Origin of the sequence: Devosia sp., assembly GCF_040509215.1 — a bacterium.
Taxonomy (GTDB): Bacteria; Pseudomonadota; Alphaproteobacteria; order Rhizobiales; family Devosiaceae; genus Devosia.
Genome location: NZ_JBEVLL010000203.1, coordinates 1 through 11,190, shown reverse-complemented (window position 1 = coordinate 11,190; position 11,190 = coordinate 1). Strand labels below are relative to the sequence as shown.

Here is an 11,190-nt window from a genome sequence, read left to right as displayed (position 1 = left end):
GTCCCTTCCACGTCCGACAAGCCCCCTTTGGCCGATCTTTAGTGTACCGGGTATGTGCCGTTGCCCGTTCTCGTCGAATACGATGAGGGTGTATTTGGTCTCAAACTCAAACCAGTCATCCCAAGCAACAGGGAAAAGCAGTCCGAGCATCTTTCCACTGCTTTCGAATGGAAATGACGTGACGACCCTAAATCGCATCTATCCCTCTGCTCAGGCGGTAAATCTCAATGGAATAGCGACCAATCAATATCAAGATCTTTGCCAAATCGTTGCGCGGGCCTTTATCGAGCGCACATTGCGAGAGGCACACGATGGACCCAGCGTGGTCGTGACGCATCATGCGCCGCATCCTATTCGTTGGATCTCCGGCTAACTCAGCTTAACTTCTGCTACGCTTCCGACCTTCAGCCCATGTTGGACGCAGAGTACGCTCCCGATCTCTGGGTTCATGGCCACATCCATTCGCCCGTCGACTACATCGTCGGCAAGACCAGAGTCGCCAGCGACCCGCGAGACTATGCGTTCAATCGGCAAGAAGCGGCCAACGGACCCTAGCCTGATCTAGTTCTCGAGGTACCCGCGCCACCCCTCGATCGGCGGAGATAAACGACAACTGACAGCGATGGAGAGACTGCCATTAACGTACGGCCGGAATTGAAAAGGCAGCAACCGATAGCTGTGAGTACAATCAACATGCCGATCAACACAATCGACGGTTATCTACTAGCGCAGCCCCATGTCGCGCACGTCATGTTGGGCGAAAACGACAAATAACGAGACACGTTGAGGTTGTTTGGGTGCGCTCGACAGCGCAATTTTCGAAGACGGCCCTGTCAGCGTCTGGTGCAGCTTTTGTGGGTGTCGGTGACACCTGTGCTGTAGGACACCGTCAATTCGCCCTTGCTCGGGTCTTCAGTCGCGACCACGCGAACGGGCCGCTCATCGTTTGCAGAACCGCAGGTGCCATTCCAGGTCACCATCCATCCTTCTCTGCGGACGTCACTGAACTCGCAATAGGTCTCGGACCCGCTCATTGCCTTAGGCATGATGTGAAGTGACCACGGGGTCCCACAGTCCGCTTTTCCATGCTCCATGTCGTACCATTCACCAACGATGGTAGGGTACTGTTGGGCGACGGCTGAAATCGCGACGGCCGACCAGATCGCTACGACTAAGATTGGAAACCGCATCGAACCCTCGAATTATGTCTTGGCACAAAGACTGGCAGGCGGGCCAGGTGAAGCATGCAGCCAGAATTCGATCGCGGGCAGGGCGACTCCTCTTTCCGCTACGAGGCCGGCCACTGCGGTATTGACCTTCCGTTCGGGAAAGTGACCGTAGAAGAGATAAATCGCTCGCTGATATCCGACTTTCTCTTGAAACTCGGTGAGCGTCCGCAGGTCCTTCCGTATGCCATGCAGCTTCCCGTTGCCCGGCTTGACCTCAATGATGGCGTGGTTACCCGACATCGAGCCGGGAATATGCACGAGGAAATCCGGTGACGCTGCCCTTGCTCCAGTGGCCTGCACCTGGAGATGCCCCTTCTTGTCGATTTCGCCATTCACGCTAAATGGCGTCCCAATCGGCCATTGTCGTCGCAGCTGGTGATACAGCTCGTAGCAATAGACACGCTCTCGATAAATCGGACTTCCGCCATCGATGGGGAGATTGAAGTACTTTGCCTCGATTGCGGCGGTAGCAATCTCCAAAACGTGGCTAAGCTCCTGCATCCGAAATGTCCGACTGATGTTTTTGCCGACGGTTGATATCAGACATTCGAGGTCCACCGCCAGCTTCGGAGGAGCCTGCGGAGTGCATGCCAGCGGCTGTTGACGCCCGACCGGAAGTGACCCGGATTTATTGAGAATTGAACTGCCTGTCAGTTATGGTTCGGGTCGGTTGAGCCAAAAGACGAGAGAGGGCAACTCTTTTTCGAGGCTTAGTTGTGGTTGGGCTCGAAATCGGGATCTGCGAGTCGCTCGTAGTGGTTGAAGCGGCTCTTTGTCCACGAGTCGATGCCGGCGTACACCTTCGGGATTGGGTCATCGAAACGCTCGCTAATGTAGACGAGGATGGCGTCGTGCCAGTCCAAGTCTTGCTCGATGAACCAATCACACAAGTCGTTCCAGCGGCGGTCCTCACCGATTAATCCCGCCGGCTCCAACTCAATCGGCGGAGCGACGTATCCGATCTGTTGAGCCTTCGCAGCGGTAGCCTGTCTTTCCGATTCAGAACGCATATCGCCCCCTACAACTCCTCTTTGCAGACCCGGGTTTTCGGACAGCTAGGGCGCCCACACTTCTAAGTTGCATACGGATATCTGCGTTGTGGGACCGCGTCTTGCGATTTTCACAAATCCACCCCCATGGCAACGCACCCGAGAATGCACTCCCTGGATCAAAGTAAACGGCAATGTAGCAAATGATTGTAATCCCACAAGAAAACGGTGATTTGTTGGAGATTTCGAGGGGTTTGGCTAAAACTAATGGGAAAGCAAGAGAGGGACACAGGCCGGGCAGGGGCCTAATATTCTGGCCCTCTGGCCGCAGTAGTGTTCGGCCACGACATTGCTGATCTCTCGCCCCGTGCTGCCATCTTGGGAAAAATGGTTCTCGCATTTGAAGCATCCCGCAGCGGTGGAAAATCCCGCAAATCAGGGCTTCTCAGGCGATAGATGCCTGACTTTTGGGAAAATCTATTCTCACCCAACAAAATTGGGGATTTTGGCGATCCCGACAGGACTCGAACCTGTGACCTTCAGCTTAGAAGGCTGCTGCTCTATCCAGCTGAGCTACGGGACCGCACGCGCCTTCCTTTAGCTGATCTGGCGAAAAAAGAAATGCCTGTGGCCTCAAGAAGAATGGCTATCGGTTCGCGTTCTGTCAGTCCCGCCACGGGCGATTCTCGCCGTGCTTTCGCGCACAACAAGCTCCGAGCGCAGCACGATTCTGAGCGGCATGCCCAGCGCATCGGGATCTTCGAGCAGGTCGATGAGGGCTTCGGCCGCCATGCGGCCGAGTGCCTCGCGTGGCTGGCGCATCGTCGTCAGCGGCGGCACATAGTGCGGGGCAACGCCGAGGTCGTCGAAACCCACCACCGAAATGTCCTGCGGACAGATGATGCCGTGCTGGCGCAACGCGGACAGAAAGCCGATGGCCGATTCGTCATTGGCGGCGAAAATCGCCGTCGGACGTTCCGTCATCGAGAGGAAACGCGCCGCTGCGGCAAAGCCGCTTTCCATGTCGAAATTGCCCCGGAAATTCCACTCGGGAGCCATCACCAGCCCGGAGCTGGCCAATGCCTTGCCGAACCCCGCAAGTCGCTCGCGCGAGACGACATTGTGCTCCGGGCCGAGCAGGTGCCCGATCCGGCGGTGCCCGAGATCGATCAAGTGCTGCGTAGCCCTTTCGGCGGCGTCCACATTGTCGGTGAGCACGGTGTGAAACCCCGAATTCGGGATTTCCTCGCATGCCACCACGATCGGGATAGCCCCAGCCTGGCTGGCCAGGGTCTGGAGCAGGTGGGTGTCCACCGAGCCGTCCAGCAAAAGCAGTCCATCGGCGCGGTTCGAGAGCAGGAAATCCTGCAGCCGTCGAATGGTTTCGTGCCCGAAATAGAGGTTCAGCACGAGCACGCCATAGCCCCGCGCGGCCGCTTCCCGTTCGATTGCGTCAAGGATCGAGGAGAAGAAAGGATTCCTAATGTCGGGCAGGGCGACGAGGATGGTCTTGGCCGACCGCTGCCGTAACGAGCGCCCCGCCTGATTGAGCGTGTAACCGGTTACACGAACGGCCTCCGAAACACGGGCACGCGTTCCCTCGCTCACCTTTTCGGGCGAGGAGAGGGCACGGCTGACCGTGGCAGTCGAGACGTTGGCAAACCGTGCAACGTCTTGAATCGTCGGTGTTTTTCTTTCCATAGACACGTCCGGCAGCGCCCCCTCTCGCTGTCAGGATTGCATTCTGTCTAAATCGATCTTGACAGGTCCGCAAGACGTGTATGAAACTCCTGAAATCGATTGCACAACCAGTTTCGATTAGTTATGCAATCGATTACACGCGGCCGGTCGGGGTGTCTGGAGGAAACGGGGACCCGCAGGTCGGCAGCATGAATGGGGTACATAGCCCCTCGTGTTCGTTGGGAGGACATTCCTATGAAGAAGTTTGCAGTGGTTGCCGCAATGGCAACCGCGCTGCTCGGCTCGACGTCTGCATTTGCGGTCGATCTCGAAGTGACCCACTGGTGGACGTCCGCTGGTGAAGCGGCCGCTATCGCCGAATTCGCCAAGGTTTTCGAGGCAGAAACCGGCAATACCTGGGTCGACTCTGCGCTTGCCGGTTCCGGCACTGGCGCTAACCCGGTGATCATCAGCCGCATCATTGGCGGCGATCCGATGGGCGCCACCCAGATGAATACCGGCCGTGACGCTGAAGAGCTCATCCAGGCCGGCCTGATCCGCGACCTCACCGACGTCGTTGCTGATCTCGATCTCGACAGCTTCTACGTCGACCAGAGCCTGCTTGAGCCGTGCCGTTACGAAGGCGGCCTCTACTGCCTGCCGATCAACATCCACTCGTGGGATTGGCTGTGGCTCTCCACCAAGGCCTATGAAAAGATCGGCCAGCCCGTTCCGACCAATTGGGACGAATACGTCGCATCCTGGCCTGCTCTCGAAGAAGCTGGCATCCTGCCGTTCGGTCTTGCCACCGGCTGGCCCTTCTCCGGCATCCCGGGCGTTCTGATGTCCGGCCTCGGTGGTTCGGACCTCGTCCTCGCCATCAACCGCGACAAGGATGCCGAAGCCGTTCGTGGGCCGGAATTCCGCAAGGTTGCCGAAGCTCTCGACGCTCTGCGCAAGGTCATCTCGCCTGAAACCATGGTGCCGTCCTTCGGCGACGTTGGTACGCAGATCCTCGAAGGCACTGCTGCTGGCAACATCCACGGCGACTGGCTGCAGGGCGACCTTCAGGTTGCTGGCGGCGTCCCCGGCAAGGACTACGAATGTCTCCCCGCTCTTGGTCTTGGTGACCAGCTGACCGGTGGTGGCGACTCGTTCTACTTCCCGGTTCTCCCCGAAGGTACCGATCCGGCTGTCATCGAAGCCCAGGCCCAGCTTGCTCGTATCCTGATCTCGCCTGAAGCCCAGCTCAAGTTCAACTTGGTCAAGGGTTCCATGCCGATCCGTACGGACATCGACCTGTCTGCTGCCAATCCGTGCATGCAGAAGGCCCTTGGCCTCCTCAAGAACGGCCTGCTGCCCTCCGGTGACTTTGCTCTGTCGAGCGACACCCAGCAGCAGACGCAGGACCTCAACACCGAGTTCCTCGACGACGATAGCATCACTGTCGACGACTACATCGAGCGCTATGCCTCGATCATCGAGTCGGCTGACTAAGCCATCGTCTAGCCTGGTGGGAGTACGCTCCCACCTTTGAAATCCGTGGTCGGCCTTGCTCGACAAGGTCGGCCACGCGCTCTTGGAGAGACACATGGCGGACACTGCCGCTCCGATGGAGGCGGGCGCCGAGACGGTCAATCGACCCGGCCTGCTGCAAAGAACCTTACTACACAACCTGCCCGCAAAAATTGCAGCCCTGCCCATGGTGGCAACGGTGCTGGTCGTCTTCGTCGGCTGTACGATCTGGACGATCTATTACTCGTTCACCAACTCAAAGCTCCTGCCCACCGGCAAGTTCGTCGGTTTCGACCAGTACGAGCGCCTTTTTGCCACCTCGCGCTGGAATGTCTCGGTCTGGAACCTGGTTGCCTACGGCTCCATGTCGCTGGTTTTCACCCTGACCATCGGCTTCATTCTCGCCGTGCTGATTGACCAGAAGATCCGCTTCGAAAGCGCCTTCCGCACGATCATGCTCTACCCCTTCGCCCTCTCGTTCATCGTGACGGGCCTTGTGTGGCAGTGGATCATGAACCCCACGCTCGGCCTGCAGGGAACCCTGCGCAACCTGGGCTGGACCAACTTCAGTTTCGACTGGATCGCCAATCCGCGCATGGTGCTCTTTGCAATGCTCATTGCCGGCCTCTGGCACGGCACGGGTTTCTGCATGGTGCTGATGCTCGCGGGTCTGCGTGGCGTCGATGAAGAAGTCTGGAAAGCCGCGCGCATCGATGGCATTCCCACCTGGCGCACATACGTCTCGATCGTGCTTCCCATGATGCGCGGCGTCCTGATCACCGCCCTTGTCATCATCGGTTCGGGCATTGTCCGTCTCTATGATCTTGTGGTGGCGCTCACCAATGGCGGCCCGGGTATCTCCTCGGAAGTGCCGGCCAAGTACGTTTTCAATTACATGTTCTCGGGCGGCAATATCGGCCAGGGTCTGGCCGCTGCCACCATGATGCTGCTGACGGTTCTCATCATCATGATCCCGTGGGCCTATCTCGAATTTGGCGGAAAGGGCAAACGCACATGAGCCAGACCGCAACCATGACCGGTTCCGCACCGCGCGCTTCCGGGGAAGTCGTCGAGGCTCGGGGCCCGCGTCCCAAGCCGTTCTTCACCCCGCGCAAGATCATCATTTACTCGGTGCTGGTGTTCTTCTCGCTCTACTATCTCTTCCCGCTCTACGTGATGGTCGTCACCTCGCTCAAGACCATGCCCGAAATCCGCTTCGGCAATATCTTTGCTTTGCCGCAGGCGCCCAGTTTCGATGCATGGGTCAAGGCCTGGAGCAGCGCCTGCACGGGTCTGAACTGCCAGGGCCTCGCGCCGGGCTTCTGGAATTCGGTGAAGATCACCATTCCGTCCACCATCGTCTCGATCTTCATTGCGGCGGTGAACGGCTATGCGCTGATCAACTGGCGCTTCAAGGGCTCGGAAATCTTCTTCGCCATCCTGATCTTCGGTTCGTTCATCCCCTATCAGGTGATGCTCTATCCGCTGGTGATGATCACCCGTGAACTGGGTATTTTCGGCTCCCTTCAGGCCGTCATTCTCATCCACACGGTCTTCGGCATGCCGATCCTGACCTTGCTGTTCCGCAATTATTTTGCCTCGCTTCCGCAGGAATTGTTCAAGGCGGCCCGTGTCGACGGGGCAGGGTTCTGGCGCATTTTCTTCGAGATCATGCTCCCCATGTCGCTGCCGATCTTCGTCGTGGCGCTCATCCTGCAGATCACCGGCATCTGGAACGACTTCCTGTTCGGCGTCGTCTTCGCCGGCACGCAGAACTACCCGATGACCGTCCAGCTCAACAATATCGTCAACTCGGCCCAGGGCACGCCCGAATACAACGTGAACATGGCCGCCACCGTGCTGACCGGTCTCGTGCCGCTCACTGTCTATTTCGTATCCGGCAAGTGGTTCGTCCGCGGCGTTGCCGCCGGTGCGGTGAAGGGATAACCCAATGCAACACAGCGTTTCCATTCGCGATCTGTCGCTCAATTTTGGCAGCGTAAAGGTGCTCGAGCACCTCAACCTCGACATCGCGCAGGGCGAATTCATCGTGCTGCTCGGGCCGTCGGGTTGCGGCAAGTCGACCTTGCTCAACTGCATCGCCGGCCTTCTCGAAGTCTCCGACGGTCAGATCTTCATCGGTGGCAAGAACGTTACCTGGCTTGAGCCAAAAGACCGCGGCATCGGCATGGTGTTCCAGTCTTATGCGCTCTATCCGCAGATGACGGTCGAACGGAACCTCTCCTTCGGTCTTCGCGTCGCCGGCATGCCCAAGGACGAGATTTCCCGCCGCGTCGCCCGCGCCGCGGAAATCCTGCAGATCCAGCCGCTGCTGGGTCGCAAGCCGGCCAATCTGTCCGGCGGTCAGCGTCAGCGCGTGGCCATCGGCCGGGCGCTGGTGCGTGACGTCGATGTGTTCCTCTTCGACGAGCCGCTGTCCAACCTCGACGCCAAGCTCCGCAGCGACCTGCGCGTCGAAATCAAGCGCCTTCACCAGCGCCTGAAGAACACCATGATCTATGTGACCCACGATCAGATCGAAGCTCTGACCCTGGCCGATCGCATCGCCATCATGAAGAACGGTGTCATTCAGCAGCTCGCCGATCCGCACACCATCTACAACAAGCCGACCAATCTCTACGTGGCCGGCTTCATCGGTTCGCCCTCGATGAACTTCATCACCGGCTCGGTCGATGGCACCACCTTCACCTCTGCCGATGGCACCAAGATCCCCGTCGGCGCCTATGATTTCACCACCTCGCCCGCAGGCTCGCTCAAGGCGGTCCTCGGCGTTCGTCCCGAACACATTCTTCTGGGCGATGCCGCCCAGGGCATGCCGTTCAAGACCACGGCTGAAATCGAAATCGTCGAGCCCATGGGTTCGGAAACCCTGGCTTGGACCAAGGTTGCCGGCGTGCCGGTGACCTTCCGCTGCTCGAGCGACATTCCGCTCAACGTCGGCGACAAGGTGACCATCGGCTTCGACATTGCTCGCGGCTCTCTGTTCAACGCCGAGACCGAAAACCGTCTCTGAGAGACGTCCCACCATTGACGGCGCCCCATGGGGCGCCGTTTTGCCGGCCCGGCCGGTGTTCGACATTACTTTCGCGGCAGTCGATCTGTCCGGGCGCGGTGACGCCGGACCTGCGTTCCAGCTAACTCCTTCCCCACGACGCGACTCCGCTTCCAATTTGACCAAGAGGCAAAGATGACCGAGCTGTCCTTCCAGCTGTATAGCGCCCGCAACTATCCCGATCTGGCCGAGTTCCTCGGCAAGCTAGCCGCCCTCGGCTACAAGCAGGTAGAAGGCTTTGGCGGCCTTTACGCCGACGCTGCGGGCCTTGCGGCAAATCTCAAGAAGAACGGCCTCACCATGCCGACCGGCCATTTTGGCCCGGCTCAGGCTGCCGACGTCTCGACCACGTTGAAGACGGCCGAAACGCTCGGCATCAAGAAGATCATCGTTCCCCATATCGGCCCCGAAGATCGCAGCGAAGACGAGTCCAAGTGGCTCAAGCTGGCCGAGACCCTGGCTCGCCATGGCGAAACCTACACCAAGGAAGGCTATGCCTTCGGCTGGCACAACCACGATTTCGAATTCGTGCCCACCAGCTCGGGTCGCACCCCGATGGAAATTCTCCTCGAAACCGCACCCAATATCGAATGGGAATGCGACATTGCCTGGGTGATCCGCGGTAAGGCTGATCCGATCGCCTGGTTCGACAAATATGGCGACCGCATCACTGCCGTCCACGTCAAGGATATCGCCCCCGCTGGCGAAAAGACCGACGAAGATGGTTGGGCCGACGTCGGCACCGGCGTTGTCGGTTGGGATGATCTCATCACCAAGGTCAAGGCCAAGACCAAGGCCGCCTATTTCGTCGCCGAGCACGACAAGCCGTCCGATCCGGTGCGCTTCGCCACCAATTCGATCGCAGCCGCCAAGAACTGGAAGTAAGTCAAAATGGCAAAGACCTATGGCGTCGGCATCATGGGTGCCGGCAATATCTCGGCCGCCTATCTGCGCCTCGCACCCCTCTTCAACGGGCTTGAAGTGCGCGCCGTGGCCGACATTCTGCCCGAAGCCGCCAAGAAGCGCGCTGACGAGTTCGGCGTTGCCGCCCAGACCCCGGACGAGCTGCTCAAAAACAGCGAAATCGACGTGATCGTGAACCTCACGATCCCGGCGACCCACTACAAGGTGTCGTCCGACATCGTTTCGGCCGGCAAGCATGCCTATTCCGAAAAGCCCTTCGTGCTATCAGTCGAAGAGGGCCTCGCCCTCAAGAAGGCAGCCGATGAGCGCGGTCTCAAGGTCGGTTCGGCTCCCGATACCTTCCTCGGCGGTGCCCACCAGCAGGCTCGCGACATCATCGATAGTGGCAAGCTCGGCAAGATCATGAGCGGCACGACCCACGTCATGAGCCGTGGCATGGAACACTGGCATCCAAATCCGGACTTCTTCTTCCAGCCCGGCGGCGGCCCGATCCTCGACCTTGGTCCTTATTACATCACCGACCTCGTGCACCTGCTCGGTCCCGTGAAGCGCCTCTCTGCCTTTACCGGCAGCGCCCGCGCCGAACGTATCGTTAGCGCCGAAGGCCCCTACAAGGGCACCACGATCAAGGTCGGCACTCCGACCACGATCCACGGCGTGCTCGAATTCCACTCCGGCGCCATCATCACCATCGGCGCGAGCTGGGACGTGGCGGCGCACGGCCACCACAACATCGAGCTTTACGGCACAGACGGCTCGATCTTCGTTCCCGATCCGAACTTCTTCGGCGGTGATCTCACCACTACCGGCATCGAAGGCATCCGCACGGCTGTCACGCCCTGGGATCACCCCTTCGGCAAGCCGAACCAGGACCTCGACAAGGAAGTGCCGCGCGCCAACTATCGTTGCGCTGGCCTTGCCGACATGATGCTGTCGATCGAGAATGGCCAGAACGCCCGTTGCGGCCTCGACGTCGCTCTCCATGTCGTCGAAGTGATGACGGGTCTGCTCAAGGCCGGCGAAACCGGTCAGGTGCTTACTCTGCAGACCACCTGCGAGCGTCCGCTTGCCCTCGGCATCGAGGAAGCAAAGGCCTTGCTCAAGGCTTGAAGAACGTACTTCATTGACAGGCGCGGCGCGTCAGTCAAAAATGTTATACGACATAACAGGGCGGCGAGCGATCGTCGCCCTGTACTATCAACTAGGAGCCCCGGCTGAGGCGGTTTACGGGGCCACACGAGGAGAATCTCATGGCCACCACCATCAAGGGCCCCGCAATCTTTCTCGCCCAGTTTGCCGGCGATAAGGCTCCCTTCGACAATCTCGACAATATCTGCCGCTGGGCAGCGGGGCTTGGCTACAAGGGCGTCCAGATCCCGACCTGGGTATCGAGCTTCATCGATCTCGAAAAGGCTGCCAATTCCAAGACTTACGCCGATGAGATCAAGGGCATCGTCAACAGCCATGGGCTAGAGATCACCGAACTCTCGACCCATCTTCAGGGCCAGCTTGTCGCCGTTCACCCGGCCTACGACGCCGCCTTCGATGGCTTTGCCCCGGCTTCCGTCCATGGCAATCCCAAGGCGCGTCAGGAATGGGCTGTCCAGACCCTGCTCAATGCCGCCAAGGCCTCGAAGAACCTCGGCCTCAACGCCCACGCCACCTTCTCCGGCTCGCTCGCCTGGCCCTATATCTACCCGTGGCCGCAGCGCCCCGCTGGCCTCGTCGAAGAAGCCTTCGACGAACTCGCCCGCCGCTGGACCCCGATCCTCAACGCCTT

Annotated in this window: 10 protein-coding genes and 1 tRNA gene; 7 read left to right on the top strand and 4 right to left on the bottom strand. The window is 59.3% G+C overall.

Annotated elements, in window-relative coordinates; translation table 11 throughout:
- Positions 1 to 1,202: 1,202 nt before the first annotated feature.
- The 4 genes from ABW043_RS11280 to ABW043_RS11265 all read right to left on the bottom strand — a co-directional run bounded on the left by ABW043_RS11280 (position 1,203) and on the right by ABW043_RS11265 (position 3,919).
- Positions 1,203 to 1,730, bottom strand: coding sequence for a methionyl-tRNA formyltransferase-like protein (locus ABW043_RS11280; protein WP_353921301.1), 528 nt, complete (start codon positions 1,728 to 1,730; stop codon positions 1,203 to 1,205).
- 209 nt (positions 1,731 to 1,939) lie between these two features.
- The gene (locus tag ABW043_RS11275) at positions 1,940 to 2,239 is read right to left on the bottom strand and encodes a hypothetical protein (protein ID WP_353921300.1); all 300 of its coding nucleotides are present in this window, start codon (positions 2,237 to 2,239) and stop codon (positions 1,940 to 1,942) included.
- 485 nt (positions 2,240 to 2,724) lie between these two features.
- Positions 2,725 to 2,801 (bottom strand) — tRNA-Arg (locus tag ABW043_RS11270).
- A gap of 50 nt (positions 2,802 to 2,851) precedes the next feature.
- Complete coding sequence (locus ABW043_RS11265; RefSeq protein WP_353921299.1) at positions 2,852 to 3,919, bottom strand: LacI family DNA-binding transcriptional regulator; 1,068 nt, start codon at positions 3,917 to 3,919, stop codon at positions 2,852 to 2,854.
- Positions 3,920 to 4,153: 234 nt separating this feature from the next.
- Here ABW043_RS11265 and ABW043_RS11260 point away from each other — a divergent pair, with 234 nt between their 5' ends.
- From ABW043_RS11260 to ABW043_RS11230, 7 genes are all read left to right on the top strand, one after another.
- Positions 4,154 to 5,395 carry an ABC transporter substrate-binding protein gene (locus ABW043_RS11260; RefSeq protein ID WP_353921298.1) on the top strand — a complete coding sequence of 414 codons (1,242 nt, stop codon included), beginning with the start codon at positions 4,154 to 4,156 and terminating at the stop codon, positions 5,393 to 5,395.
- A 115-nt stretch (positions 5,396 to 5,510) separates the two neighbouring features.
- A complete protein-coding gene (locus ABW043_RS11255) occupies positions 5,511 to 6,431 on the top strand; it encodes a carbohydrate ABC transporter permease (protein WP_353921303.1) in 921 nt (306 codons plus the stop codon).
- Between the two features lie 14 nt (positions 6,432 to 6,445).
- Complete coding sequence (locus ABW043_RS11250; protein WP_353921302.1) at positions 6,446 to 7,360, top strand: carbohydrate ABC transporter permease; 915 nt, start codon at positions 6,446 to 6,448, stop codon at positions 7,358 to 7,360.
- 4 nt (positions 7,361 to 7,364) lie between these two features.
- Positions 7,365 to 8,447, top strand: a complete 1,083-nt coding sequence (locus ABW043_RS11245; protein WP_353921297.1) for an ABC transporter ATP-binding protein — start codon at positions 7,365 to 7,367, stop codon at positions 8,445 to 8,447.
- Between the two features lie 174 nt (positions 8,448 to 8,621).
- Positions 8,622 to 9,371 carry a sugar phosphate isomerase/epimerase family protein gene (locus ABW043_RS11240; protein ID WP_353921296.1) on the top strand — a complete coding sequence of 250 codons (750 nt, stop codon included), beginning with the start codon at positions 8,622 to 8,624 and terminating at the stop codon, positions 9,369 to 9,371.
- 6 nt (positions 9,372 to 9,377) lie between these two features.
- The gene (locus ABW043_RS11235; protein ID WP_353921295.1) at positions 9,378 to 10,520 is read left to right on the top strand and encodes a Gfo/Idh/MocA family protein; all 1,143 of its coding nucleotides are present in this window, start codon (positions 9,378 to 9,380) and stop codon (positions 10,518 to 10,520) included.
- 140 nt (positions 10,521 to 10,660) lie between these two features.
- A partial coding sequence (locus tag ABW043_RS11230) for a sugar phosphate isomerase/epimerase family protein (RefSeq protein WP_353921294.1) occupies positions 10,661 to 11,190 on the top strand: 530 nt, incomplete at its 3' end.